Genomic DNA, 26,234 nt, shown 5'->3' with positions numbered 1-26,234 from the left:
AGTGGGGGGTGGGGTTCCGCTGCGCGGGGTTGGGGTGTGGGGGGTGGGCTTTCGGGAGGGTGGGTGGGTCCGGGGGCGGTTCCGGGTGTCGTTGGACACGGAAATGTCAGTGGGTTTGGACACACCTCGCGTTGTGATCGCCTGGCTGCGGCTCCGGCGGGCCGGGCAGGGTGAGGCTGGCCGCGAGCAGGAGGGCTGTGGCCGCGGTGGCGGCTGCGAACGCCTGGGTGAAGCCGTGGCTCAGGCGCACCGGATCGGTGTCGGCGGTGCGGGTGGCGGCGGCGAGCACGACGGCGAGGGCTGCGGTACCCAGCGGTGAGCCGAGGCGTTGGGCGATGTTCAGTGTGGTGCTGGCACCGGCGGCTTCGTGGCGGCTGAGTGATCGGTAGGCGGCGGCGACCGGCGGCAGACCGGCAAGGCTCGCGCCCAGGCCCCGAAGGAACAGCAGGAGGCACAGCCAGACCAGGGGGCTGGAGGGGCTGAGCGTCAGGAGGCCGGCGGTGCCGAGCAGGCCGAGCACGGCGCCGGCGCAGGCGGTGCGGCGCGGCCCGTAGGTATCGGTGAAGCGGCCCGCCAGCGGCAGCGCCAGCATGGCGCCCAGGCCTTGCGGTGCCAGCACGGCGCCGGCGGTCAGCGGGCTCATCGCGCGCACCTGTTGAAGGTAGAGCGGCAGCAGCAGGACGACGCCGTCACCGGTCAGGCGGGACAGGAAAGCGGTGGCCGTGCCGGCGGCGAATGCCTTGTCCTTGAACAGGCGCAGGTCCAGCAGGGCGCTCTCGCCGAGGTGCAGGGCGTGGACGGTGAACATGCCGAGCAGACCCGCGCCGGTGGCGCCCAGGGCCAGTGCCGTCGGGTCGGTCGGGTCGCCGCTCTGGGCGATGCGGGAGACGGCGTAGACGAGCAGACCGAGCCCGGGGCCGATCAGGGCCAGGCCGGTGGCGTCCAACCGCCTGCGGGTCTCGGCGGTCTCGGCGGGCGGGTCCGGGGGCAGCCGGCGGGCCGCGAAGGCGGCGCCCGCGATGCCGAGCGGCAGGTTGACGTAGAAGATCCAGCGCCAGGAGGCGTGGGCCACGATCGCCCCGCCGACGGTTGGGCCCAGGATCGGGCCGATCAGGGTGGGGATGGCGACGATGCTCATCACCCGCCCCAGCCGCTCGCGTCCGGCGACCTGCGCGACCAGGGTCTGGCCGAGCGGCGCGAGCAGGCCGCCCACCATGCCCTGGACGATCCGCAGAGCGATGAGCCAGCCGATCGAGGGGGCCGCCCCGCACAGGGCCGACGCGGCGGAGAAGGCCAGCAGGCAGCCGAGGTACAGGCGGCGGGCACCCAGCCGGTCCGCCAGCCAGCCCGACACCGGCAGGGTCAGGGCGAGGGCCAACAGGTAGCCGGTGGTGACCCACTGCACGGCGGTGAGCGTGGTGTGGAACTCGCGCCGGATCGTGTTCAGCGCGATGTTCACGATCGTGCCGTCCATGGTCGACAGCACGGAGCCGAAGACCGCCGCCGACGCCACCTTCAGCACCGCGCGTTCCAGCTTCGGCGGGCCGGGCCGCCCAGGGGACCGCAGGGGCCACAGCATCGGCACCACACTCCATAACTGATACAGGCTGTTTCAGATATAGGGTAGTCGCATGGACCCCGCCGACACCTCCCGGCCCCGCGCGCTGCGGGCCGACGCAGCGGACAACCAGCGCGCCATCCTGGCCGCGGCGGCCCGGCTGTGGGCCGAGGACCCCGACGCGCCGGTCAACGCCGTCGCGGACGCGGCCGGCGTCAGCCGGATCACCGTCTACCGGCGCTTCCCCACCCGCGAGGCCCTCGTGGACGCACTGCGCGAGCAGGCCGCCCACGAGTCAGCCGACGCGATCGCGGGAGTCGATCCGCTCCACAGCCCGCCCCTGCAGGCGCTGGAGCGCATCGTCGCCGCGCTGGCCGAGATCGCCCACCGCTACCAGGCCCTGTACCTGCCGGGGATCACCAGCACCCCGGCCGCCGCCGACCGCGACATCCGCGCCAGCCTCACCGACCTGGTCACCCGGGCACAGAGCGCGGGCGAGGTCCGCGCCGACATCCCGGCCGGCTGGGTCGTCACCGTCATCTCCGCCCACCTGGCCGCCGCCGCCCGCGCCCACCACCGGGGAGGCACCGAACCCGCCGAGACCGGGAGACTGCTGACGGCGACGCTGCTGCACGGCATCGCCCCCTGAGTCGAGCCCCGCCTGTCCGGGCGGGGTGCTCGTGACGCAGGTCTAGAGAGGTTCCTGGCCTTCGTCGTGGGCGGCGAGGGCGCGGTAGAGGGTGGAGCGGCCGACGCCGAGGTGCTTGGCGATGGCGGTGATGGGCTCGTCGGCGTCGCGTCGGCGCAGGGCGATGGCGAGCTGGTCGGCGTCGAGCGCCGGGGGCCGGCCGCCGTGCTTGCCGTTGGCCGCAGCGGTGTCGAGTCCGATGAGTGTGCGCTCGTGGATGAACTCGCGCTCGACCTCTGCCATGGCGGCGAACATCACGAAGAGGACCTTGCCGCCGCCGCGGGGGTCGTAGACGCCAGCGAGGGGGCCGGTCAGGATCTCCAGGCGGTGGTCGCGCTCGGCGAGCTGCTGCGCGGAGGTGATGAGCTCGACCATGTTGCGCCCGAGCCGGTCGAGCATGGTGACGGTGAGGGTGTCGGCGGGGCGGAGGTCGGCGAGCGCGGTGTTGTACTCGGGGCGGATCTTCTCGCGGGTGCCGATCTTCTCGACGTGGATGCGGATGCAGCCGGCCGCCTTGAGCATGCGGACCTGGCCGTCGAGGTCCTGGCCCTTGCTGGAGACGCGGGCGTAGCCTATGCGGTCGCCGGTGCGCGCGGTGGTCTCGCTGGGCGTGGGTTCGGGGCCGGGGTGCCAGGTGCGGCCGGGGCCGCGCGCGGCGGGGATGCGGATGGCCGGCCCGGACCGCAGCGCGGGGATCTTGCTGTAGCGGCCGGTGTGGTAGTCGACGGCGACGACGCCGGAGTTGGCGCGGCACGGTGAGCCAGGCGGGGCGCCGCAGCGCGGGCACGGCTCGCGCTCGACGAGCTCGGCGCGGGCGATCTCGTCCAGGTCGCCGTCCACGTGTTCCCCTTCCGCTCGGCCGCGCGGTGCGGCCCGTCCCGAATACCTGTCCCGCTTCTGTGTCGCGCCCGCCAGTTGCGGGACTGGTACCGGGACGGCTCTCGCGCTCCGGCCGTCGCGGCGGGTGGCCGTCCCGGAACCGGTCGTTTCCGGGACGGCTTCCGTCTAGCGGATCGGCGAGGACGGACGCAACCGGTTCGGGTCGAGTTCACCTGATCCGGGAGCGTGGCCGCCAAGAGCCGCGCGCCGGGTTGGACAGGCCACTGACACTGCTGCCCATGGTGAGGGTGGCGGGCGAGGTGAGACGGACCACGGTGTCCAGGCTGGAGCAGCTGCGCGGCTGCGGTGAGCTGACGGGCGGACACGTCGACCTGGCCGCGCGGGCGCTGGGAGTCACGGCGCGCACGGTGTGGCGGTGGCTGGGCGACTGTCCCGGGCCGGGACGGGCGGGGGCGGACGGGTTCCGGCTGAGTGAGACGGACGTGGAGGCGTACGCGTTCTACCGCGGCAACGTCTCCGCGCTGGCCCGCGCCCGCGAGGCGGTGCTGGAGGGCGACGGCACGACGGCCGGGGCGCCGGTGCCGGAGTTCCTGGCGGAGGGCTGGAGCGACGCGGCGTCGGTGACGCGCCGGACGCTGGCGCGCGCGTTCGAGCGGGAGATGACGCCGGCGGAGCGGGCGGCCTGGAAGGTCGGGGAGGAAGGGCGCCGGGCGAAGAACGTGTACCTGCGCCGGCCGGACGCCGGGCGCGGGCAGGTATGGGAGATGGACCACAAGCAGCTGCCGCTGCTGGTGCTGCCGCCCAAGGGCCGGCCGATCATGCCGTGGCTGACCACGGTGGTGGACGACGGCACCCGCGGGCTGCTGGGCTGGGCGCTGGCGGTGTACCCGTCCAGCGCCACGGTGCTGACCGCGATGCGGATGGCGCTGGTGCACGAGGAAGGCCGCTCGCCGTTCGGCGCGGTGCCCTCCCGGGTGCGGATCGACCGGGGGTTGGAGTTCGCGGCCTCGGCGATCGAGCAGGTGATAGGCGCGCTATGCGTCACCGTGCACCGGCTGCCCGCCTACATGCCGTTCCGCAAGGGCAAGGTGGAGCGGTTGAACCTGACGATCGAGCAGACCCTCATCGCGCAGCTGCCCGGCTTCACGGGCGGCCCCAGGGACGCGGCCGGGCGCCTGTACGGGCCGGTCGGCGACAGCGCGCGGGACAAGGCCCAGGCGGAGGAGGCCGGCGCCGGGCCGATGCGCATCGAGCGTCTGGCGGAGCGGTTCGCCGCCTGGGCCGACTGGTACAACACCCAGCGCGCGCACCGGATGCTGGGCGGCCGTACGCCGACCACCGCGTGGCTGGAGGACCCGGGGCCGGTGCACCGGATCGACGCCGAGCGGCTGCGGCACCTGCTGCTGGCCGACACCACCCGGGTGGTCGGCAAGGACGGCATCCGCTTCAACGGCCTGACCTACCTGGCCCCCGAGATCCAGGGCCGGGTGGGGCAGAGCGTTGAGGTCCGCTACATGCCCCACGACGACCGCCAGATCGAGGTTTACCTGGGCGGTGCCCACCTGTGCACCGCCTACCCGAGCGGGCAACTGACAGACGAGCAGGCCGACCACTGGCGCACCCAGCAGCGGGAGGAGGCCGAACGGCTCGGCCGTGAGCGGCGCGCCGCCTCCCGCCGCGCGCGCACCGTGCTGGCCCCGATGACCGGTCCGGGCACGCCGGTGCCCTCCAAGCTCGTCCCGCGCACCGCGGCGGCTGGCCACGCGGGCCGGTCGCTGGACGCCGCGCTGCGGGCGAAGGCCAGCAGCAGCCTGCTCGGCCTCACCCCCACGCTGCCCGCCCCCGAACCCACCGAGATCGAGGACTGATGCCGCGCCACTTCGCGAACCTGACCGGCGCGGCCACGCTGCCGACCAGCACCTTCCAGCTCACCGCCAGGATCGTGGACGACCTGGTCGCCAACTGCGCGATGGGCGTCCTGCACGGCCCGGCCGGCACCGGCAAGACCTACGCCATGGAGTCCGCGCTGGAGGACCAGGCCGCCCGCAACCCCGGACTCGCGGTCACACTGCTGTCGTTCACCTCGCAGCCCACCATGCGCCTGGTCGGCGACCAGCTGCTGACCGAGCTCACCGGTGCGGCCACCGCCGGCGGGCGCAACCGCTTCCAGATCACCGCGAAGCTGATCGACCTGCTCGCCCACCCCAAGCGCCTAGTCGTCGTGGACGAGGCCCAGCGGCTGAACAGCAACTGCATCGAGATGCTCCGCCACCTCCACGACGACCGGAAGACCAACTTTGCCCTGCTCTACGTCGGCGGCGACGGCTGCTGGGAAGTCCTCTCCCGCGAACCGATGCTCCGCTCCCGGATCTTCCGCCGCCTGCCCTTCCGCCCGCTCGGACCGGCGGAGATCCCCGACCTGATCCGCGCCTATCACCCGATCTACGAGGGCGCGGACACCGAGCTCCTGCGCAGCATCGACGAGACCTACGGGCACGGCACCATGCGCGACTGGGCGTCCTTCACCCACACCGCCGCCGCGCTGTGCGAGGACGCCGACCGCACCCGGATCGACGCCGAGGTCGTCGCGAACGCCTTCACCCTGCTGGGCGGAGGCGTCTATGCCTGAGCCGACCGACCAGGCGCGGGCGGTGGTGGTGCTCAACCCCGGCGACCACGCCCGAGCCACCCGCCGCCTGCACGCCCTGCCCGGCCCTGGCCGGATCGTCGTCCACCCCACCCCGGGCGGCTCCGCGGCCGACCTGGCCCGCAACGTCCTGGCCGCGCTCGGCAAGAACCCCGACCACGTCGACCAGGACAAGCTCACCGCCCTCGCGGCGATGCGCCACGCCGGCGCCCACGCCAGTGCCGCCGGAGTACGGGACCTGGTGGTGGACCGCGGCCACCGCATGCCCGCCACACTGCTGCGGGCACTGGCCGAACTCACCCAGCGGGCGGGCGCGACCCTGTGGCTCGTCCACGCCCCCGACACCGGCGCCAAGAGCGTGGTCACCCCGCACGAGGTGCTGACCGGCGCCGGCCTGCCGGTCACCGTCGCCACCTTCACCGAGTTCACCGAACAACTGCCCGTGCCCACCGTCCCCGACCAGCGCACCAATCCCGACGTCGGGGCGCCGTGGCCGGTCACCGACTGGCCCGAACTGCCGCTCGCCGACTTCCCCCAGTTCCTCACCGTCTGCCGCCGCCGCCTGCCAGGCGACCTGTTCCAGGCGCTGCGGTTCCTGCTCGACCAAGAGATCACCACCACCCGCTCCTGGGCCGGGACGCAGCGGCGCCGCGGCGGCTTCACCCACGACCGGCTCCTTGCCTACCTGCGCGACCAGCGGCTCGGGCCGGCCCCCAGCGGCCCCGTCGCCCTGATCCGCCTGCGCGCCATCCAGATCGCCCTGCTGACCCAGGGCCACTACCTGCGCTGGAACCCCGCCGAGCTCGGGCCCGACCCGGCCGCCCGGCTCACCGGCGTGATCACCGCCAAGGTCGGCGCCGCCATCGCTTCCGTCACCGACACCGCGGCCTCCTCCGCGACCGCCCTGGCCCTGCACCTGGGCACCAGCACCCACGGCTTCGGCCTGATCCGCCTGACCCACCTGGCCGCCGACGGCAGCCGGCTGTACCTGCCCCCGCCCGCCGACCCGGAGGCGGGCATCCTCGCCCCCTGGGAGAAGGAGGGACCGTTCAGCCTGTACGACCCGCCCGACCGGCTCTACCCGCGCGACTTCCCCCACCTGTTCACTCCCGACCCGATCCGGCTCCCCGAACCGGTCCACCGGGTGCTGGCTGCCCACCGCTCCTACCGGCAGGCCGACGGCGCGGGCGAGGACGACCCGCTGTTCCTCCACCCCACCCGGCCCGGCGACCACAACCCCGAGCGGGGCCTGCGCGAAGCCGTCCTGCGGACCTGTCACCGGCTCCACCTCGCCCCGGCCTGGCTCCACCGCACCCACTGCCGCCACGGCGACGGCCTGCTGCCCAGCCACACCCGCGCCTTCACCTGGATGGAAGACCGCGGCCTGTCCCACCACGTCCTCGCCGCCCAGCGGCCCAACCCCACGGAGGCCCCGTGACCGGCCGCAAACCCCGCACCGCACCACCCCGCGGGGCGGACCGCAGCCCGCGCGGACCGCGCCGGGTCGACTACCAGAGCGCCTGGCACTCCGCCGCGATCAAACGTCGCCTCCACGCGGCGGCCATGACCACCTGGGAACTCGCCGACCTGCTCGGCGTCCACGAACACCAGGTCGACCTCGAAGAACTCCCCGACCTCCCGGTCCGGCTCTGGCTCGAACTCGCCCGCCGCCTGGACCTCCACCCCGGCGACATCATCCGCGGCGCGAACGAGCTCTTCGCCCTCCCGCGCATCGCCGACATCGGCGAAGCCGCCGGGGAGGCGAGCGAGGACTCCGCTGGCGACGCGCTCACGGTGATCACCGCGCTCGCCCACGCCGTGCGCCCGCTCGACGCCGACGACCTGGCCGCCGCGCTCGACTGGCCCGCCCGCCGGATCGACGCCGCCATCACCCACGCCCGTCACCACCCCGCCGTCGGCGGGGCCCTGGTGCTGCGGCAGGTGCCGCCCGAGCACTACACCGCCACACCGCGGCTCGACCTGCTCACCCACGGACAACACGACCAGCTCGTCGGACCCCACTACAAGGGCGAAGCCGAGCAGCTGCCGGCCAAGCGGGCGGGGCGGCACGAACCGCTCACCGCACAGGAGACCGCCGCGCTACTGACGATCTTCTGGAACGGGTCCGCCGACCCCGCGATGGACTACGCCACCGAAGCACTCCGGGCCGGCGGACTCGTCCAGGCCGCCCCAGCCGGGGGCTACCAGCTCACCGCCGACGTCCTGGACAGCCTCCGCCTCCAACCCCACCCGCACGCGCCCGGCACCGTCAGCACTGGACAGCCCACTGACACGCCTACGCGCCCGCCTGTCCAACCCACCGACACCCCATGACCAAAAACCGGCCTCACCGACATCCACTGTCCAAACCCACTGACATCTCTACGTCCAACGACACCGGGGGTGGGCGCTCCGGGGGCTGGGTGATTTTCGGACCGCCGACCCTCATCGAGGGGGCTGGGACCGTTGGCGGTCTGAAAATCACCCGTCACGCCCCTCTCCGCACCCACCCCCTCCACCGCCCCCTCCCGCAGCGCGTCCCTCTCGCCTGGTGCGGGTGGGGGAGGGGGGTGGTGGGGGTGGGTGGGGTGGTGCGGGTGGGGTGGTGGGTGCGGTGCGCCCTGTGCGTTCGGTGGTGGGGTGCTCACGAAGGGGTGGTTCGGGGGCGCGTCAGCGGTGGGGCGGCCCCGAACGGGTGAAGAGCGGGGGCGACACGCATCAGGCGGGGTTGACCGGCGTTGAGTGGAGGGACGAGTGCACGAACCACGTGTACGGGGGCGGCCGGGCTAGCGAAGGGGTGAGCAGGTGGCGGGTCTTCATCGGGCCGTGCTGCTGCGGGCGGCGGCGGCCGCGCTGGCTCTGGGGGCCGCGGTCGGCGCGCACACCGAGGTGGGGCAGGCGTTGGCCAAGCGGGGGGCGGAGCGGGCGGAGCGGGAGGCGGTGGCGTGTGCGGAGGCGGCCCGGTGGGACGCGGCGGAGCGGGCCGTGCGGGGGCAGCACGAGGGGCGAGCGGAGTTGTTCGATCCGGGGCGGTTGCCGGGGTGCCGGTGACGTAGGGGTGTTCGGGGAAATCGGACGGAATGTCACTCGTCCGGCTTAATTCGTGAATCCGGAGGAACCCGGCGTCATCCCTTACGGTTCGTCAGGATGTGAACGAGTTTCCCGAGGGGGGTTCCCTGATGGCCGGGCCGGCAGTGCAGTCCGGTGGCTCCGCGCCCGCGCCGCAGCGGGTGCCGGTCTGGAGTGAGTGGGTCGGCACTGCGGTGCGGCTCGGCCTGGCGGTGGTCTGGGGGTGGGCCGGGCTGGCGAAGATCGCCGATCCGGCGGAGGCCGCCCAGGCGGTGCGGGCGTACGAGATCCTGCCGGAGGGCCTGGTCAAGCCGATCGGCTACGGGCTGCCCTTCCTGGAGCTGGCGCTCGCCCTGCTGCTGGTGATCGGCCTCGGGGTCCGGCTGGTCGCCGGGGTCTCGGCGCTGCTGCTGCTCGCGTTCATCGCCGGGATCGCCTCGGCCTGGGCGCGCGGGATCTCGATCGACTGCGGCTGCTTCGGCGGCGGCGGGCACGTCGACGCCTCGCAGACCGAGTACCTCCAGGAGATCCTGCGCGACACCGGGTTCCTGCTGCTGGCCGGGTTCCTGCTGTGGCGGCCCCGCACTCGGCTCTCGGCCGACGGCTGGTTGGCGAGCTGAATTCCTATCCCCCCGACGAAGGCCCCCGACCGTGGATGTCAAGGCAATGAGCGAGAAGAACCGAGAAGGCAAGCGCACCGCCCGCGAGCGGATGCTGGAGCAGCGGGCGGCCGAGGAGGCCGGCTCGCGGCGCAGGAAGAAGCTGATCGTCGGCGGGGCCGTGCTCGCGGTCATCGCCGCCGCGGTGGTCACCGGCGTGGTGGTGCAGAACCAGCGCTCCAAGCCGGAGACCCCGACCGCCGCCCCGGCCGGGACGATCGGTGACAAGAACCTGGTGATCCCGGTCGGCGCGAGCAACGCGCCGTCGGTGCTCACGGTGTACGAGGACCCGAGGTGTCCGGCCTGCGGGATCTTCGAGCGCGAGTTCTCGGCGACCATCGACCAGCTGGAGGACGCCGGGAAGATCTACACGAACGCCCATGTGGTGTCGTTCATCGACCGGGCGGTGCCGGGCAAGGGCTCGAAGAACGGTGCCAACGCGCTGGCCTGCGCCCAGGACGCCGGGCACTTCCGGGACTTCCACGACGTGCTGTACCGGAACCAGCCGGACGAGACCAATGACGCCTTCGGCGACAAGGCCGTGCTGCTGAACCTCGCGAAGCAGGTGGGGGGACTGGACACGCCGGAGTTCCAGGCGTGCGTCAACGACAACAAGTACGGCGGGTGGGTGTCCGCGGTGCAGCAGGACTTCGACAAGTCCAGCTACAAGTCGACGCCCACGGTGCTGCTCAACGGCCAGCCGATCTACCCGAAGAACGGGAACGAGGAGATCACCCCGGCGAACCTGGTGAAGTGGGTGGACGCCGCCAACCAGGGCAAGCAGTTGGGTACGGCCGGCTCGAACGGGCAGTCGCCGGCGCCTACCGCGGTTGCTTCGGAGGCCAATAACCCGTCGCCGTCGGCCGGCTGAGACCACCGGGCCGCCGTCTCCTTCCGGTCGGGAGGGGGCGGCGGTGTCCGTTGTTCGATTTCTGTGACCCCGGGGGTGTCCGATGGGGGCCGCAGACCCTGTAGCGTCGGAACCGCCATGGATATCGCCTACATTCCCAGCCCGTCGCGGGGCGTCCTCTACCTCGGACCGATCCCGCTGCGCGCCTACGCCTTCTGCATCATCCTCGGGGTCGTCGCGGCCGTCTGGCTCGGCAGCAAGCGCTGGGTCGCCAGGGGCGGTGCCAAGCACACCGTCGGCGACATCGCCGTCTGGGCCGTGCCCTTCGGCCTCGTCGGCGGCCGGCTGTACCACGTGATCACCGACCACCAGCTGTACTTCGGCGAGGGGAAGAACCCCTGGAACGCCTTCAAGATCTGGGAGGGCGGCCTCGGGATCTGGGGTGCGGTCGCGCTGGGCGCGGTCGGCGCCTGGATCGGCTGCCGCCGCCGGGGCGTGCCGCTGCCCGCGTACGCCGACGCCATCGCGCCGGGCATCGCGCTGGCGCAGGCGCTGGGCCGCTGGGGCAACTACTTCAACCAGGAGCTGTACGGGCGGGCGACCACTCTCCCGTGGGGTCTGGAGATCCACAAGACGCTGCCCGGCGGTGAGGTCGTGAACGGGGTCTTCCACCCGACCTTCCTGTACGAGTCGATCTGGGACGTGGCCGTCGCGCTGCTGGTGATCTGGGCGGACCGGCGCTGGAAGCTGGGGCACGGCCGGGCCTTCGCGCTGTACGTGGCCGCGTACACGGTGGGCCGGTTCTGGACCGAGTGGCTGCGGATCGACGAGGCGCACGTCTACTTCGGTCTGCGGCTGAACGACTGGACCTCGATCGTGGTGTTCATCGGGGCGGTGGCCTACTTCGTGATCGTCGGGAAGAAGCGGCCCGGGCGTGAGGACCCGGCGAGCATCGACCCGGCGGCGCACGTCGAGGCCCAGGAGAAGGACGGCGAGAAGGGGAAGGCGGAGACCGTGAAGCCGAGTGAGACGGTGGACGGGTCGAAGCCGTCTCGGATCCTGGATGGCGAGCCGGTCGAGAAGACCGGGAAGGATGCCGAGAACCCGGTCTGAGCAGGCACGTTCCCTGACTGAGGCTGCCCTTCGCGAGAGCTGCGAAGGGCAGCCTCAGCATCGTTCGGACAGCCTTGCTTTGCTGGAAATGCCCAGGTCAAGGCGGCTACGGTCGGGGGCGACGAACGAAAGACGGAGGGGAAGAACCGTGACTGCGACCACCCTGGAAGCCGAGCCCGCCCAGCACCCGCGGATACCCGCGGCCGACCACCACCGGGACGTCAACGGCGGCTGGCTGCGGCCCGCGGTGTTCGGTGCGGTGGACGGTCTGGTGTCGAACTTCGCGCTGATGACCGGTGTGGTCGGCGGCGCGGCCTCCCACGGCACGGTGATCCTCACCGGGCTGGCCGGCCTGGCGGCCGGCGCCTGCTCGATGGCGGCGGGGGAGTACACCTCGGTCGCCTCCCAGCGGGAGCTGGTGCAGGCCGAGATCGCGGCGGAGCGGCTGGAGCTGAGCCGCAACCCGCACGGCGAGCTGGCCGAGCTGGCGCAGGTGTACGTCTCGCGCGGGGTGGACCCGGAGCTCGCCCACGAGGTGGCCCGGCAGCTGTCCCGGGACCCGGAGCTGGCGCTGGAGGTGCACGCCCGGGAGGAGCTGGGGATCGACCCCAACGACCTGCCCTCGCCGCTGGTCGCGGCCGGTTCGTCCTTCCTGTGCTTCGCGCTCGGGGCGCTGCTGCCGCTGCTGCCGTACCTGCTGGGGGCGAGCACGCTGCTGCCGGCGATGATCCTGGCGGGGCTGGGGCTGTTCCTGTGCGGCGCGGTGGTGGCCCGGGTGACGGCGCGCAGCTGGTGGTTCAGCGGGCTGCGGCAGCTGGTGCTGGGCGGGGCCGCGGCCGGGGTGACGTACCTGCTGGGATGGCTGATCGGCGGGCACGTCGGCTAAGGCCTGTTCCGCGATAGCGCTGCATGATTATGCCGGGCAATGCGTGACGTTTCACACATGGACGTCACGGACTGCCCGGCATCGTCTCATCATCCGGCCCTCGGAGCCGCGGATTCGCATCCGGGGGCCGGGGTCTCGGGATGGATTCCCAGGCGCTCATGATCGGCTTGTGTGGCGATCCGGTTTCGCCCCTGTTTCAGGCCTGGGGCGGCCGGGCACAATCGTCGGGACGCGCACTGTGGCGCGTCCTCCCTTTCAGCCCCCTGACCTGCGTGTCCGTCCGCCATGTGGACGGGATATTCCGCTTCTCGGGATCCTGGGCATCATGTAACTTGCACGACATCGATTCACCGCATCAGGGCCAACGTCGTCCCTACTTGCACCAACTTGCCGAAAGACGACGACGGGAGAGCCGATGCTGTCTGCATCCATGCACTCCGCCAACGAGCCCCAGGCCGGCGCCGCCCGCCAGCCGTACGCGCTCGTGCCGGATGCGCGACCTACCGCTCAGGGCCTGTACGACCCGCGAAACGAGCACGACGCCTGTGGCGTCGGTTTCGTCGCCACGCTGACCGGCATCGCCGACCACACCATCGTCGAGCAGGCGCTGAACGTCCTGCGCAACCTGGAGCACCGCGGTGCCACCGGTGCCGAGCCGGACTCCGGTGACGGCGCGGGCATCCTGACCCAGGTCCCGGACGCGTTCCTGCGCGGCAAGGTCGACTTCGAACTCCCCGCGGCCGGCGCCTACGCCGTCGGCATCGCCTTCCTGCCGGACGAGGACGAGGCCGCCGCTGCCGCCGTCGCCCGGATCGAGGCGATCGCGGCCGAGGAGGACCTGACGGTCCTCGGCTGGCGCGACGTGCCGGTCACCCCGGAGCTGCTCGGCGCCACCGCGCGCAGCGTGATGCCGCGCTTCCGGCAGGTCTTCCTCGCCCGGGAGGGGCGGTCGGGGATCGAGCTGGACCGGGTCGCCTTCGTGGTCCGCAAGCGGGCCGAGCGCGAGGTCGGGGTGTACTTCCCGTCGCTGTCCGCGCGCACCATCGTCTACAAGGGCATGCTGACCACCGGCCAGCTGGAGCCCTTCTTCCCCGACCTGTCGGACCGCGGCTACGCGTCCGCCATCGGCCTGGTGCACTCGCGGTTCTCCACCAACACCTTCCCGAGCTGGCCGCTCGCCCACCCGTACCGCTTCGTCGCCCACAACGGCGAGATCAACACGGTGAAGGGCAACCGGAACTGGATGCGGGCCCGGGAGTCGCAGCTCGCGACGGACCTGATCCCGGCCAACCGGAACGGGCAGGGGCTGGAGCGGATCTTCCCGATCTGCACGCCGGAGCACTCGGACTCGGCGTCCTTCGACGAGGTGCTGGAACTGCTCCACCTCGGCGGCCGCTCGCTGCCGCACTCGGTGCTGATGATGATCCCGGAGGCGTGGGAGAACCACGCCACCATGGACCCGGCCCGCCGCGCCTTCTACCAGTACCACTCCAACCTGATGGAGCCCTGGGACGGCCCGGCCTGCGTCACCTTCACCGACGGCACCCAGATCGGCGCCGTGCTCGACCGCAACGGCCTGCGCCCGGCCCGCTACTGGATCACCGAGGACGGCCTGGTCGTCCTCTCCTCCGAGGTCGGCGTGCTCGACATCGACCAGGAGAAGGTGACCAGGAAGGGCCGCCTCCAGCCCGGCCGGATGTTCCTGGTGGACACCGTCGAGGGCCGGATCGTCACGGACGAGGAGATCAAGTCCGCCCTCGCCGCCGAGCACCCGTACCAGGAGTGGGTCGCCGCCGGGCAGATCCAGCTCGCCAAGCTGCCCGAGCGCGAGCACATCGCCCACACCCACGCCTCGGTCACCCGCCGCCAGCAGACCTTCGGCTACACCGAGGAGGAGCTGCGCGTCATCCTGGCGCCGATGGCCAAGACCGGCGCCGAGGCGCTCGGCTCGATGGGCACCGACTCGCCGATCGCCGCGCTGAGCGAGAAGCCGCGGCTGCTGTTCGACTACTTCGTGCAGCTCTTCGCGCAGGTCACCAACCCGCCGCTGGACGCCATCCGCGAGGAGCTCGTCACCTCGCTGCTGTCCAACCTCGGCCCCGAGGGCAACCTGCTGGCCGCCGAGTCCGCCTCCTGCCGCTCCGTCGGCATCACCTTCCCGGTGATCGACAACGACGAGCTGGCCAAGCTGGTCCACGTCAACCACGACGGCGACCAGCCCGGGCTCAAGGCCGTCACGCTGTCCGGCCTGTACAAGGTCGCGAGCGGCGGAGAGGGGCTGGCCTCCCGGCTGGCGGAGATCGCCGCCGAGGCGGACGCGGCGATCGCCGACGGCGCCCGGATCATCGTGCTGTCGGACCGGCACTCGGACGCCGAGCACGCGCCGATCCCCTCGCTGCTGCTCACCTCCGCGATCCACCACCACCTGATCCGCACCAAGCAGCGCACCCAGGTGTCGCTGCTGGTCGAGGCCGGCGACGTCCGCGAGGTGCACCACGTCGCGCTGCTGGTCGGCTACGGCGCCGGCGCGGTCAACCCGTACCTGGCCATGGAGTCGGTCGAGGACCTGGTCGCCCAGGGCGTGTTCATCCAGGGCGTCGAGGCCGAGAAGGCCATCAAGAACCTGATCAAGGCGCTCGGCAAGGGCGTGCTCAAGGTGATGTCCAAGATGGGCATCTCCACCGTCGCCTCCTACCGCGGCGCCCAGGTCTTCGAGGCCATCGGCCTCTCCCAGGGCCTGGTCGACGCCTACTTCGCCGGCACCACCAGCAAGCTCGGCGGCATCGGCCTGGACGAGATCGCCAAGGAGACCGCCGCCCGGCACGCCAAGGCGTACCCGGCCTCCGGCATCCCGGCCGCGCACCGCGCGCTGGACATCGGCGGCGAGTACCAGTGGCGCCGCGAGGGCGAGCCCCACCTGTTCGACCCGGACACCGTGTTCCGGCTCCAGCACTCCACCCGCAACCGCCGGTACGACATCTTCAAGCAGTACACGGACCGGGTGAACGAGCAGTCCGAGCGGCTGATGACGCTGCGCGGCCTGTTCCGGCTGGACGCGCTGGGCCGCGAGCCGATCCCGGTCGAGGAGGTCGAGCCGGTCTCCGAGATCGTCAAGCGCTTCTCGACGGGTGCCATGTCGTACGGCTCCATCTCGATGGAGGCGCACGAGACCCTGGCCATCGCGATGAACCGCCTCGGCGGCAAGTCCAACACCGGTGAGGGCGGCGAGGACCCGGAGCGCCTGTACGACCCCGAGCGGCGCTCGGCGATCAAGCAGGTCGCCTCCGGCCGCTTCGGTGTCACCTCCGAGTACCTGGTCAACGCCGACGACATCCAGATCAAGATGGCCCAGGGCGCCAAGCCCGGCGAGGGCGGCCAACTGCCCGGCCACAAGGTCTACCCGTGGGTCGCCAAGACCCGGCACTCCACCCCGGGCGTCGGCCTGATCTCGCCGCCGCCGCACCACGACATCTACTCGATCGAGGACCTCGCCCAGCTCATCCACGACCTCAAGAACGCCAACCCGGCGGCCCGCATCCACGTGAAGCTGGTCTCCGAGGTGGGCGTGGGTACGGTCGCGGCGGGTGTGTCCAAGGCGCACGCGGACGTCGTGCTGGTGTCGGGCCACGACGGCGGTACCGGTGCCTCGCCGCTGACGAGCCTGAAGCACGCCGGCGGGCCCTGGGAGCTCGGGCTCGCCGAGACCCAGCAGACCCTGCTGCTCAACGGGCTGCGCGACCGGATCGTCGTCCAGACCGACGGGCAGCTGAAGACCGGGCGCGACGTGGTCATCGCCGCGCTGCTCGGCGCCGAGGAGTTCGGCTTCGCCACCGCTCCGCTGGTCGTCTCCGGCTGCATCATGATGCGCGTCTGCCACCTGGACACCTGCCCGGTCGGCGTCGCCACCCAGAACCCGGTGCTGCGCGAGCGCTTCTCCGGCAAGCCCGAATTCGTGGTCAACTTCTTCGAGTTCATCGCCGAGGAGGTCCGGGAGATCCTGGCCTCGCTGGGCTTCCGCTCGATCGAGGAGGCCGTCGGCCACGCCGAGCACATCGACTCCCAGGCCGCGGTCGACCACTGGAAGGCCGCCGGGCTCGACCTGGCCCCGCTGTTCCACGTGCCCGCGCTGCCCGAGGGCGCCGCCCGGCACCGCACCACCGAGCAGGACCACGCGCTCGACAAGGCCCTCGACAACCAGCTGATCACGCTGGCCGAGGACGCCCTGGAGCGCGGCGAGAGCGTCCGCATCCAGCTGCCGATCCGCAACGTCAACCGCACCGTCGGCACCATGCTCGGCCACCAGGTGACCAAGCGGTACCGCGGCGAGGGCCTGCCCGAGGGGACCATCGACGTCACCTTCACCGGCTCCGCCGGACAGTCCTTCGGCGCCTTCCTGCCCAAGGGGATCACCCTGCGGCTGGAGGGCGACGCCAACGACTACGTCGGCAAGGGCCTCTCCGGCGGCGTCGTGGTGGTCCGCCCGGCGCGCGACGCCGCGGCCATCGGCAACGACGCCCAGAACCACGTGATCGCCGGCAACACCATCGGCTACGGCGCCACCGCCGGCCGGATCCACCTGCGCGGCAAGGCCGGCGAGCGCTTCGCCGTCCGCAACTCCGGCGCCACCCTCGTCGTCGAGGGCGTCGGCGACCACGGCCTGGAGTACATGACCGGCGGCCGGGTCGTCATCCTCGGCGGCACCGGACGCAACCTCGCGGCCGGCATGTCCGGCGGCATCGCGTATGTCCTCGACCTGCGCCCCGCCAACGTCAACGACGGCATGGTGGGCATCGAGGCCCCCACCGCCGCCGACCGCGAATGGCTGCGCGAGACCGTGCAGCAGCACTACGAGGAGACCGGCTCCACCGTCGCCGCCGAGCTCCTGGCCGACTGGGGCAGCGGGGTCTCCCGTTTCTCCAAGATCATGCCGACCGACTACAAGGCCGTGCTCGCCGCCAAGGACGCTGCCGAGCGCGACGGTCTCTCCGAGACCGAGACCACTCGCAAGATGATGGAGGCGGCACATGGCTGACCCCAAGGGCTTCCTGACCACGCCCAAGCAGCTGGCGGAGCGCCGCCCGGTCGACGTGCGGATCAAGGACTGGAACGAGGTCTACGTCGAGCGCAGCCTCCTGCCGATCATCACCGAGCAGGCCGGCCGCTGCATGGACTGCGGCATCCCGTTCTGCCACAACGGCTGCCCGCTCGGGAACCTCATCCCCGAGTGGAACGACCTCGCCTACCGCGAGGACTTCACCGGCGCCATCGAGCGGCTGCACGCCACCAACAACTTCCCGGAGTTCACCGGGCGGCTCTGCCCGGCGCCCTGTGAGTCGGCCTGCGTCCTCGGCATCAACCAGGACGCGGTGACCATCAAGAACGTCGAGGTCACCATCATCGACAAGGCCTGGGACCGCGGCGGGGTCACCCCGCAGGTCCCGGAGCGGCTCTCCGGCAAGACCGTCGCCGTCGTCGGTTCCGGCCCGGCCGGCCTGGCCGTCGCCCAGCAGCTCACCCGGGCCGGCCACACCGTGGTGGTGTACGAGCGCGCCGACCGGATCGGCGGACTGCTGCGCTACGGCATCCCCGAGTTCAAGATGGAGAAGCGCCACATCAACCGCCGCATCGAGCAGATGCGGGCGGAGGGCACCCGGTTCCGCACCGGCGTGCACGTCGGCGAGGACATCACCGGCCAGCAGCTGCGCGAGCGCTTCGACGCCGTCGTGGTCGCCGCCGGCGCCACCACCGCCCGCGACCTGCCGGTGCCCGGCCGCGAGCTCAAGGGCGTCCACCAGGCCATGGAGTACCTGCCGCTGGCCAACAAGGTGCAGGAGGGCGACCTCGTCGACTCCCCGATCAGCGCCAAGGGCAAGCACGTGGTCGTCATCGGCGGCGGCGACACCGGCGCCGACTGCGTCGGCACCGCCCACCGCCAGGGCGCCCTCTCGGTCACCCAGCTGGAGATCATGCCGCGGCCCGGCGAGGACCGGCCCGGCCACCAGCCCTGGCCCACCATGCCGATGACCTACAAGGTCACCTCCGCGCACGAGGAGGGCGGCGAGCGGATCTACTCCGTCAACACCACCCGCCTCACCGGCGACGAGGACGGCAACGTCCAGGAACTGCACCTGGTCGAGGTCGAGTTCAAGGACGGCCGGTTCGAGCCCGTCCCCGGCACCGAGCGGACCATCCCGGCCCAGCTGGTCACCCTGGCCATGGGCTTCACCGGGACGGACGTGAGGAACGGGCTGGTCGAGCAGCTGGGAGTGGACCTCGACGCGCGCGGTAACATTGCCCGCGACGGCCGGTTCGCCACCAATGTCGATGGCGTGTACGTCTGCGGAGACGCCGGCCGTGGCCAGTCACTGATCGTCTGGGCCATCGCGGAAGGCCGTTCGGCCGCCGCCGCGGTGGACAAGTACCTGGGCGGCAAGACCCCGCTTCCCGCCCCGATCCGGCCCACGGACCGCCCCCTGGTGGTCTGACGGGTCCGACGGTCCGACCGGCCCACACCCCGAACCCCCGGCGCCGCATCGCCGGGAGCTCAACCCGCTGCCCCCGCCAGCGTCGCCGGGCCAACGCGGTCTCCTGGCGCCTGCCCTCTTCCCCGACCAGTTGGAGGGCGGGCGCCGTCGCGTGCGCGGGGTGTTACCGGGCGCGTTCCCCGGACTTTCCGGCGGGTTCCGCGCGACGTTCCCAGCCGCTTCTCACCTCCGCTCTCACCCGCTCCTTACCCGCGCCCCGACCTGCGCTTCCGTCCGTGCACCGGGAGTCGGTTCACAGCGTCCTCCCAGGCTTCGCACAGCGGCCGGAATGCGTCCCGGCACGGGCTGTTGTTCGTCGGTGCCAGGTGGCAGACTGCGGCCGACGGCCGGGGGGCTGCACGAGTGCGGAGGGTGACTTCGATGGGCACGACTCAGGCAGGCGGAGGCGCCACCGTACGGCGCCTGCTGCTCGGCAGCCAGCTGCGCAAGCTCCGCGAGACCAGGGGCGTCAGCCGTGAGGAGGCCGGGTACTCGATCCGCGCCTCCGAATCCAAGATCAGCCGGATGGAACTCGGCCGGGTCGGCTTCAAGGAACGCGACGTCGCCGACCTGCTCACCCTCTACGGCGTCGACGCCGAACAGGAGCGGGCCAACGTCCTCGGACTCGTCCGGGAGGCCAACGCCACCTCCTGGTGGCACGACTACGGCGACGTGCTGCCCGCCTGGTTCCAGAACTACCTCGGGCTGGAGGAGGCCGCCGCCGAGATCCGCAGCTACGAGGTCCAGTTCGTCCACGGGCTGCTGCAGACCGCCGACTACGCCCGCGCCGTCATCGCCGCCGGCAGCCACGCCGGCCAGCACGACGAGATCGAACGCCGGGTCGAGGTGCGGCGCAAGCGCCAGGACCTGCTCACCGCCGACCACCCGCCCCAGCTGCTCGCCGTCCTCGACGAGGCCGCGCTGCGCCGCCCCTGGGGCGGCCCCGAGCAGATGCGCGGCCAGCTCGACCGGCTCCTCGAACTCTCCGAACTGCCCAACGTGCGGCTGCAGGTGAGGCCGCTCGGCGGCGCCGCGCTGAGCGCCGAGAGCGGCGCGTTCAGCGTGCTGGGCTTCTCCGAGGCCGAACTCGCCGACGTCGTCTACCTGGAGCAGTTCACCACCGCCCTCTACGTGGACAAACCCGCCGAAGTCGCCTCGTACCGGCAGGCGATGGACGGGCTGGCCGCCGAGAGCCTCGGCCCCGAACGGACCCGCGATCTTCTGCACTCCGTACGCCAAGAGCTTTGACACATCAGTACGATGAGGTCCCATCAGGTCGGGCACCGAGAGGGATCAGATGTCGTACTTCTCCGAGTTGGCGCTGCAGTACATCGACGGCGAATGGTGCAGCGGTAGCGGCTCCTGGGACATCGTCGACGTCGACCCCTACACCGGTGACAAGCTGGCCACCATCACCGTGGCCACCGTCGCCGAGGTCGACCGGGCCTACCGCGCGGCCGAGCGCGCCCAGCGCTCCTGGGCCGCCACCAACCCGTACCAGCGCCGGCTGGTCTTCGAGCGCGCGCTGCGGCTGGTCGAGGAGCGCGAGGGCGAGATCGTCGCGGCCGTGATGGCCGAACTCGGCGGCACCGCGCTCAAGGCCGGGTTCGAACTCTCGCTGGTCAAGGACATGCTGCGGGAGTGCCTGCACCTCTCGGTGGCCTCCGAGGGCCGGCTGCTGCCCTCCACCGCGCCCGGCAAGGAGAACCGCCTCCTCCGGCTGCCGGTCGGCGTGGTCGGCGTGATCAGCCCGTTCAACTTCCCGCTGTTCCTGGGCCTGAAGGCGGTCGCCCCGGCGCTCGCGCTCGGCAACGGCGTGGTGCTCAAGCCGCACCAGGAGACCCCGGTCGTCGGCGGCAGCCTGATCGCCAAGCTCTTCGAGGACGCGGGCCTGCCGCCCGGCCTGCTCAACGTGGTCATCACCGACATCGCGGAGATCGGCGACAGCTTCCTGGAGCACCCGGTGCCCAAGGTGATCTCCTTCACCGGCTCCGACCAGATCGGCCGGCACGTCGCCACCGTCGCCGCCGCCCACTTCAAGCGGTCCGTGCTGGAACTCGGCGGCAACAGCGCGCTGATCGTCCTGGACGACGCCGACGTCGACTACGCCGTGGACGCGGCCGTGTTCAGCCGCTTCGTCCACCAGGGCCAGGTCTGCATGGCCGCCAACCGGGTGCTGGTCGACCGCAGCGTGCTCGCCGAGTTCACCGAGAAGTTCGTCGCCAAGGTCGCCTCGCTGACCGTCGGCGACCCCAAGGACCCGGCCACCCACATCGGCCCGCTGATCAACGCCGTCCAGGCCGACGCCATCAACGCCCAGGTCGACCAGGCGATCGCGGCCGGCGCCACCGCCCTGCTCCGCGGGGTCACGGCCGGCAGCCTGATGGCGCCCACCGTGCTCACCGGCCTGGCCGAGGACGCGCCCATCCTGCAGCGCGAACTCTTCGGCCCGGTCGCCCTGCTGGTGCCCTTCGACGGCGAGGACGAGGCCGTCCGGCTGGCCAACCACACGCCCTTCGGGCTCAGCGGCGCGGTGCACACCGCGGACGTCGAGCGCGGCGTGCGGGTCGCCCAGCGGATCGAGACCGGCATGATCCACGTCAACGGCGGGACCATCGCGGACGAGCCCGGGGTGCCGTTCGGCGGGGAGAAGAACTCCGGCGTCGGGCGGCTCAACGGGGAGTCCACGGTGGACGCCTTCACCACGGTGAAGTGGATCTCGGTGCAGCACGGGCGGGCGCCGTTCCCGTTCTAGGGGGTTCCCGGAGCCCGTGCGGGCTCACGCGGCCCTGGCCTCCCGGCGGTAGCCGCCGGGGGCCAGGCCGAACTCCCGCTTGAACGCCTTCGCGAAGGCGTACTCCGAGCCGTAGCCGGTCTGCGCGGCCACCGTCGTCAGCGGCGCCTCCGACTCGCGCAGCAGCCGGGCGGCGGTGGTCATCCGCCAGCGGGTCAGGTACGCCATCGGCGGCTCGCCCACCATCGAGGTGAAGCGGCGGGCGAAGGCGGCCCGGGACAGGCCCGCCCGGTCCGCCAGGGACTCCACCGTCCACGCGGTCGCCGGGGCCTCGTGGATGGCCGCCAGAGCGGGCGCGACGGCGGTGTCCCGCAGGGCCGCCGCCCAGCCGGCGGCCTCGGCGGCGGGCCGGTCCTCGAACCAGGCCCGCAGGACGTACAGCAGCAGCGAGTCGATCAGCGCCGGGACGATCCCGGCCGAACCGATCCGCGGGTTCTCCAGCTCGGCGCCCAACAGCTGGACGGCGGACGCCAGTTCAGGGTGCCGGCCGTGCCGGGTCGGCAACTGGATCAGGGCCGGCAGCTGGCGGACCATCGGGTGCGGGCGGGCCTGGTCCAGGTGGTAGTTGCCGCACAGCAGGCTGGTGCGGGCGCCGTCCCCGCCGAGCGACACGGTGCCGATCGGCGAGCCGGCCTCGACCGGGCAGGCCCGGGCGTCCACCGGCGGGGTGTCCGGGCTGTCCGCGAGGACGTGGCCCCGGGCGTCCCGCAGGAAGACGACGTCCCCCGGGCTGAGCGGCACCGGGCCGCCCCCGATCGCCGGATCCACCGGGACCAGCCAGCAGGTGCCGTACAGCACCACGTGGAAGCCCGCCCCGGCCACCGGGGGCAGCCGCAGGGCCCACGGCGCCCGGCCCTCGGTGCGCACCGACGCGGGGTGCGCCGTGCGCATCGAGGCCAGCGCCTCGCTCAGGATGTCCATGGCCCGCCCCCGGGGGTGCTCGTCGCTCACGCTTCGGTCAACGGTCTTCGGTCAACGGTCTTCAGCCAACGGTCTTCAGCCAACGGTCAGTACGACCTTGCCCTGGACGCTACCGGAGCCGACCAGCTCGTGGGCCCGGGCGGCCTCGGCCAGCGGGAAGGACGCGGTGACGTGCGGGCGGATCCGACCCTCGTCCACCAGGGCGGCGATCGCCTCCAGCGCGGCGTAGTCGGGTTCGACGGAGACGCCCGCGAAGCGCCGTCCGGCGGCCTCGACGGCGGCGGCCAGCTCCTGGTTCCAGTGCTCCATGATGCTGACGAGGGTGCCGCCCGGCTTGAGCACCTCCAGGGCGCGGGTGCCCTCGGAGGAGGAGTCGAAGACGACGTCGACGTCGGAGACGGCCCCGGTGTAGTCGGTGGTCCGGTAGTCGATCACCTCGTCGGCGCCGAGCTCCCGGAGGAAGGCGTGCTTGGGCTCGCTCGCCAGCGCGATCACGTGGGCGCCGCGGGCCTTGGCGATCTGCACGGCGAGGTGGCCGACACCGCCGGCCGCGCGGTGGACCAGCACCCGGTCGCCACTGCCGATCCCCGCCCGGTCCACCAGGCCCTGCCAGGCGGTCAGCGCGGCCAGCGGCAGGGCGGCGGCCTCGGTGTGGTCCAGGGTGGCGGGCTTGCGGGCCAGTTGGCGGGACGGCGCGGCCACGTACTCGGCGTAGGCGCCGGCGGCCCGGGGGAAGAACGGCATCCCGTACACCTCCTCGCCCACCCGGTAGCGGGCGCCCGGACCGGCGGCCTCGACCACCCCGGAGACGTCCCAGCCCACCGTGAACTCCGGCTCGCCCAGCAGCGGGAGCGCCCCGGCCCGCACGGCCACGTCCACCGGGTTCACCCCGGCCGCCTTCACCCGCACCAGCACCTCGCCGCTCAGCGGCACCGGGCGCTCTACCTCGGCCACCCGCAGGACCTCGGGGCCGCCGAACTCCTTCTGCACGATCGCACGCATCGCGACTCTCCCTCATCCGGTTCAACACCGGCCCCCCGTGGGGCCGTTCTCGATGTGTTCAACGATAGGGAGGCAGGGCGAGCGGATGAATATCCTCAAGTCTCGGCTGGATGTCCGATCGTCTCGCGACGGGGCTGGATCGGTCAGGAGGAGTAGCGGACGAGGGCGTCCGTGGCGAGCTCGAAGCCGAAGGGGGCCGGGATCGGCACACGGTCCCCGAACTTGCCGTTCCAGTGTTGGTGGTAGCCGGTGTCGGAGGGCTCGGAGTAGAGCGTGATGTCGCCCTCGCGCGGGTCGATCAGGAGGTACAGCGGAATGCCCATCAGCGGGTAGTCGCGGACCTTGCCGACGATGTCGTTCTCCGGGTTGGACGGGGAGACGATCTCGACGGCGATGGCGGCCTGTTCGGCGGGCGTCGGGTTGCCGGCCGACTCCAGGGGGATGTAGGTGAGGTCGGGGTTGCGCAGCTTGCCCACGTTGGGCGAGGCGAGGTCGGAGTTCTCGCTCGGCATCATGTCGGACGGGCGGTGTGCATCGAACTGCTCGCGGATCAGCAGGAGGTTGCGCTGGTGGATCGCGGACGGGCCGGCCAGGATGATGATCCCGTCGCCGGAGATCTCGATCTTCCACCCGCTCGGGGGCGTCAGGCTCCGTGCGTATTCGAGCAGCCGGGCGTGACGGTCGGGAATCCGGAACTCGCTCATGGCTCCATTCTTCCGGTGGGAACGGCGCGAAGGCCGCCTGCGCGGGGCAGACGGCCTTCGTGGAAAGGTGTGACTAGAACACCGGCTGGCCGGCGCGGACGAGGCGCCAGGAGTTGGTGAAGAAGTCGGCGGGGTCGATGACGCCCTTGGCCTTGACCCAGGCGATCATGGTGTTGCGGATCTCGTCGGAGTTCGTCCAGACCACCTTGGCGGTGGCGACGTGCGGGAAGTTGCCGCCGCCGTTGGCGCGGTAGTTGTTGACCGCGAACACGAACTGGGCGTTCGGGTCGATCGGCTTGCCCTGGAAGCTGAGGTTGACGATCCGCCGGCCCTTGGGCTGGGCGATGTCGATGTCGTAGCTCAGGCCGTAGACCGAGTCGTAGTTGTAGTCCGGGGTGGTCTCGGCGCCGGTCATGGCGTCCTTGTCGACCGGGGCGCCCGGGGCGAGCTGGTAGTAGTACTTCGCCGAGAACTCGAGGTAGTCCTTGAGCTGGGCGCCCGTCAGGATGCGGGCTTCCAGGGTGTTCTCGTAGATGTACAGGCCGGCCGCGTCGCGCAGCTTGACCTGGCCGGACGGGATCAGCGCGGTGCGGTTGAACGGGGCGGCCTGGGCCAGGACCGGGAGGTTGGCGTACTGCCCGCCCGCCAGCGCGGTCTTCACGGCGTCGGCCTGGACCTTGCCGATCAGGTCGATGATCGGGGTGGCCTTGAACCGGGCGTCGGCGATCGACAGCTCGATCTTGCTGGTGCCGATGTTCTGGTTGACGTACGCGACGACCTTCTTGTGCTGGCCGACGATGGCGTTGCTGATCTCCGGGTTCTCCGGCACGGTGTTGGAGTTCAGCACCCGGGAGGAGACCGAGGCGACCTTCCAGTGGCCGTCGACGAACTCGACCTCGAAGTCGAAGCAGCTCAGGCGCTGGCCCCAGCACAGCGGCTCGGAGAGCACGACCGTCTTGCCGGTCTTCTTGTTGACGATGAGGCGCTGCGCGACCTCCTTGTGGGTGTGGCCCACCAGCACCGCGTCGATGTCCGCGACGGTCTCGGCCATCTCGCCGGAGGCGTCCTCGGGCCAGGGCAGCTGGTCGCCGTAGGTGGTCGGCTCGTCGATGCCGGAGTGGGCGGAGACCACGATGACGTCCGCGCCCGCGGCCTTCATGCGGGGCACGTACTTGGCGGCGGTCTCGACGATGCCCGGGAAGATCATCTGCCCGGCCACGTTGGCCTTGTCCCAGATCGCGATGCCGGGGTTGGTGAGGCCGAGGATGCCGACCTTGATCGGGGTGTCCTCGTCCAGCCACACCTCCTTGATCACGTACGGCTTGAAGGCCGGCTTCTCGTTCTTCGCGTGCAGGGCGTTGGCGCCCAGCAGCGGGAACTCCAGCTGGTCCTCGAAGGCCTTCACGGTGGGGATGCCGTAGTTGAACTCGTGGTTGCCGAGCGCGGCGGCGTCGTAGCCCATGAGGTTCATGGCGACGGCCATCGGGTGGTCCGGCACGTTGTCGCCGTCGGTGGCGATCGGCTCGACCCGGGCGTAGTAGTAGGACAGCTGGGTGCCCTGGATGATGTCGCCCGAGTCGATGAGCAGGCAGCGGTCCCAGCCCTTCTCCTCGCGCACCTGGTTGGCCAGGGTGGAGATCTTGGCGAGGCCGACCGCGTTGTGGGCCTTGTCGACGTACTCGGCGTCGGTGAAGTAGTCCCAGTTGAGCACCCGGCCGTGCAGGTCGGTGGTGCCCATGACGGTGAAGGCCTGGCGGCGGGGCTGCTTCTTCTTGGCCTTGGCGGCCGTCGTGTCCGGCTCGGCGGCCGCGGCGGCGGGGGCGGCGGCGACGACGGCTCCGCCGGCCAGGGCGGCGCCGGCGGCGGTGGCGGCGGACCGGGTGACAAAGTCACGGCGGTTCAGCGGCATGGACGACTCTCCCGAGTGGGGAACGACGGCGAATGAGCCGTCAACTTGTGTGCAGATGAGGTGCGTGGCG

Annotated in this window: 20 protein-coding genes; 14 read left to right on the top strand and 6 right to left on the bottom strand. The window is 71.9% G+C overall.

Annotation, left to right across the window (positions count from 1 at the left end):
• Positions 1–106: 106 nt before the first annotated feature.
• Positions 107–1,579 (bottom strand): MDR family MFS transporter, encoded by a 1,473-nt coding sequence (locus ABTY61_RS14340; protein ID WP_350505269.1) that lies wholly within the window; start codon positions 1,577–1,579, stop codon positions 107–109.
• Positions 1,580–1,631: 52 nt separating this feature from the next.
• Between ABTY61_RS14340 and ABTY61_RS14335 the strand changes: the two genes are divergently transcribed.
• Positions 1,632–2,207 carry a TetR/AcrR family transcriptional regulator gene (locus ABTY61_RS14335; protein ID WP_350505268.1) on the top strand — a complete coding sequence of 192 codons (576 nt, stop codon included), beginning with the start codon at positions 1,632–1,634 and terminating at the stop codon, positions 2,205–2,207.
• A 42-nt stretch (positions 2,208–2,249) separates the two neighbouring features.
• Here the strand turns inward: ABTY61_RS14335 and ABTY61_RS14330 are convergent, their stop codons facing one another.
• Positions 2,250–3,086: a recombinase family protein gene (locus ABTY61_RS14330; protein ID WP_350505267.1), complete on the bottom strand. Its 837-nt coding sequence runs from the start codon at positions 3,084–3,086 to the stop codon at positions 2,250–2,252.
• A gap of 278 nt (positions 3,087–3,364) precedes the next feature.
• On the opposite strand from ABTY61_RS14330, the gene ABTY61_RS14325 reads away from it, so the two are divergent.
• The 13 genes from ABTY61_RS14325 to ABTY61_RS14265 all read left to right on the top strand — a co-directional run bounded on the left by ABTY61_RS14325 (position 3,365) and on the right by ABTY61_RS14265 (position 21,589).
• Entirely contained in the window at positions 3,365–4,954 is a 1,590-nt protein-coding gene (locus tag ABTY61_RS14325; protein ID WP_350505266.1) for a Mu transposase C-terminal domain-containing protein, read from the top strand.
• On the top strand, positions 4,954–5,715 hold the full coding sequence (locus ABTY61_RS14320) for an AAA family ATPase (RefSeq protein ID WP_350505265.1): 762 nt from the start codon (positions 4,954–4,956) through the stop codon (positions 5,713–5,715). Before ABTY61_RS14325 ends, ABTY61_RS14320 begins: the two co-directional genes overlap by 1 nt.
• On the top strand, positions 5,708–7,171 hold the full coding sequence (locus tag ABTY61_RS14315) for a hypothetical protein (protein WP_350505264.1): 1,464 nt from the start codon (positions 5,708–5,710) through the stop codon (positions 7,169–7,171). Before ABTY61_RS14320 ends, ABTY61_RS14315 begins: the two co-directional genes overlap by 8 nt.
• Positions 7,168–8,067, top strand: a complete 900-nt coding sequence (locus ABTY61_RS14310; RefSeq protein WP_350505263.1) for a hypothetical protein — start codon at positions 7,168–7,170, stop codon at positions 8,065–8,067. The genes ABTY61_RS14315 and ABTY61_RS14310 overlap by 4 nt, the downstream gene beginning before the upstream one ends.
• A 471-nt stretch (positions 8,068–8,538) precedes the next feature.
• Complete coding sequence (locus tag ABTY61_RS14305) at positions 8,539–8,784, top strand: hypothetical protein (protein ID WP_350505262.1); 246 nt, start codon at positions 8,539–8,541, stop codon at positions 8,782–8,784.
• 128 nt (positions 8,785–8,912) lie between these two features.
• Positions 8,913–9,422, top strand: coding sequence for a MauE/DoxX family redox-associated membrane protein (locus tag ABTY61_RS14300; protein WP_350505261.1), 510 nt, complete (start codon positions 8,913–8,915; stop codon positions 9,420–9,422).
• A gap of 46 nt (positions 9,423–9,468) precedes the next feature.
• Complete coding sequence (locus ABTY61_RS14295; protein WP_350505260.1) at positions 9,469–10,332, top strand: DsbA family protein; 864 nt, start codon at positions 9,469–9,471, stop codon at positions 10,330–10,332.
• Between the two features lie 117 nt (positions 10,333–10,449).
• Positions 10,450–11,424 (top strand): prolipoprotein diacylglyceryl transferase, encoded by a 975-nt coding sequence (gene lgt / locus ABTY61_RS14290; protein ID WP_350505259.1) that lies wholly within the window; start codon positions 10,450–10,452, stop codon positions 11,422–11,424.
• 163 nt (positions 11,425–11,587) lie between these two features.
• The gene (locus tag ABTY61_RS14285; RefSeq protein WP_350505331.1) at positions 11,588–12,310 is read left to right on the top strand and encodes a VIT1/CCC1 transporter family protein; all 723 of its coding nucleotides are present in this window, start codon (positions 11,588–11,590) and stop codon (positions 12,308–12,310) included.
• A gap of 430 nt (positions 12,311–12,740) precedes the next feature.
• Positions 12,741–17,342 (top strand): glutamate synthase large subunit, encoded by a 4,602-nt coding sequence (gltB, locus tag ABTY61_RS14280; protein WP_350505330.1) that lies wholly within the window; start codon positions 12,741–12,743, stop codon positions 17,340–17,342.
• Positions 17,335–18,795: a glutamate synthase subunit beta gene (locus tag ABTY61_RS14275; RefSeq protein WP_350505258.1), complete on the top strand. Its 1,461-nt coding sequence runs from the start codon at positions 17,335–17,337 to the stop codon at positions 18,793–18,795. Before gltB ends, ABTY61_RS14275 begins: the two co-directional genes overlap by 8 nt.
• A gap of 420 nt (positions 18,796–19,215) precedes the next feature.
• Positions 19,216–20,082, top strand: coding sequence for a Sco1979 family transcriptional regulator (locus ABTY61_RS14270; RefSeq protein ID WP_350505257.1), 867 nt, complete (start codon positions 19,216–19,218; stop codon positions 20,080–20,082).
• Positions 20,083–20,131: 49 nt separating this feature from the next.
• Entirely contained in the window at positions 20,132–21,589 is a 1,458-nt protein-coding gene (locus ABTY61_RS14265) for an aldehyde dehydrogenase family protein (RefSeq protein ID WP_350505256.1), read from the top strand.
• 24 nt (positions 21,590–21,613) lie between these two features.
• Here ABTY61_RS14265 and ABTY61_RS14260 read toward each other — a convergent pair whose 3' ends face one another.
• From ABTY61_RS14260 to ABTY61_RS14245, 4 genes are all read right to left on the bottom strand, one after another.
• On the bottom strand, positions 21,614–22,549 hold the full coding sequence (locus ABTY61_RS14260; RefSeq protein WP_502895310.1) for an AraC family transcriptional regulator: 936 nt from the start codon (positions 22,547–22,549) through the stop codon (positions 21,614–21,616).
• A gap of 75 nt (positions 22,550–22,624) precedes the next feature.
• On the bottom strand, positions 22,625–23,551 hold the full coding sequence (locus ABTY61_RS14255; protein WP_350505254.1) for an NADP-dependent oxidoreductase: 927 nt from the start codon (positions 23,549–23,551) through the stop codon (positions 22,625–22,627).
• A gap of 143 nt (positions 23,552–23,694) precedes the next feature.
• The gene (locus ABTY61_RS14250; protein ID WP_350505253.1) at positions 23,695–24,255 is read right to left on the bottom strand and encodes a Uma2 family endonuclease; all 561 of its coding nucleotides are present in this window, start codon (positions 24,253–24,255) and stop codon (positions 23,695–23,697) included.
• Positions 24,256–24,328: 73 nt separating this feature from the next.
• Entirely contained in the window at positions 24,329–26,164 is a 1,836-nt protein-coding gene (locus tag ABTY61_RS14245; protein ID WP_350505252.1) for a bifunctional metallophosphatase/5'-nucleotidase, read from the bottom strand.
• Positions 26,165–26,234 lie beyond the last annotated feature (70 nt).

Source organism: Kitasatospora sp. NPDC096128 (genome assembly GCF_040303105.1).
GTDB lineage: Bacteria > Actinomycetota > Actinomycetes > Streptomycetales > Streptomycetaceae > Kitasatospora.
Note: the sequence above shows the minus strand (reverse complement) of the source record. Positions and strands in the feature narration are given on the sequence as shown.

Coding starts and splice junctions, on each gene's coding strand:
- ABTY61_RS14270 (WP_350505257.1), top strand. CDS start 19,216: ATGGGCACGACTCAGGCAGGCGGAGGCGCCACCGTACGGCGCCTGCTG.
- ABTY61_RS14245 (WP_350505252.1), bottom strand. CDS start 26,164: ATGCCGCTGAACCGCCGTGACTTTGTCACCCGGTCCGCCGCCACCGCC.
- lgt (WP_350505259.1), top strand. CDS start 10,450: ATGGATATCGCCTACATTCCCAGCCCGTCGCGGGGCGTCCTCTACCTC.
- ABTY61_RS14320 (WP_350505265.1), top strand. CDS start 4,954: ATGCCGCGCCACTTCGCGAACCTGACCGGCGCGGCCACGCTGCCGACC.
- ABTY61_RS14260 (WP_502895310.1), bottom strand. CDS start 22,549: ATGGACATCCTGAGCGAGGCGCTGGCCTCGATGCGCACGGCGCACCCC.
- ABTY61_RS14325 (WP_350505266.1), top strand. CDS start 3,365: ATGGTGAGGGTGGCGGGCGAGGTGAGACGGACCACGGTGTCCAGGCTG.
- ABTY61_RS14315 (WP_350505264.1), top strand. CDS start 5,708: ATGCCTGAGCCGACCGACCAGGCGCGGGCGGTGGTGGTGCTCAACCCC.
- ABTY61_RS14255 (WP_350505254.1), bottom strand. CDS start 23,551: ATGCGTGCGATCGTGCAGAAGGAGTTCGGCGGCCCCGAGGTCCTGCGG.
- ABTY61_RS14300 (WP_350505261.1), top strand. CDS start 8,913: ATGGCCGGGCCGGCAGTGCAGTCCGGTGGCTCCGCGCCCGCGCCGCAG.
- ABTY61_RS14335 (WP_350505268.1), top strand. CDS start 1,632: ATGGACCCCGCCGACACCTCCCGGCCCCGCGCGCTGCGGGCCGACGCA.
- ABTY61_RS14340 (WP_350505269.1), bottom strand. CDS start 1,579: ATGCTGTGGCCCCTGCGGTCCCCTGGGCGGCCCGGCCCGCCGAAGCTG.
- gltB (WP_350505330.1), top strand. CDS start 12,741: ATGCACTCCGCCAACGAGCCCCAGGCCGGCGCCGCCCGCCAGCCGTAC.
- ABTY61_RS14250 (WP_350505253.1), bottom strand. CDS start 24,255: ATGAGCGAGTTCCGGATTCCCGACCGTCACGCCCGGCTGCTCGAATAC.
- ABTY61_RS14275 (WP_350505258.1), top strand. CDS start 17,335: ATGGCTGACCCCAAGGGCTTCCTGACCACGCCCAAGCAGCTGGCGGAG.
- ABTY61_RS14295 (WP_350505260.1), top strand. CDS start 9,469: ATGAGCGAGAAGAACCGAGAAGGCAAGCGCACCGCCCGCGAGCGGATG.
- ABTY61_RS14265 (WP_350505256.1), top strand. CDS start 20,132: ATGTCGTACTTCTCCGAGTTGGCGCTGCAGTACATCGACGGCGAATGG.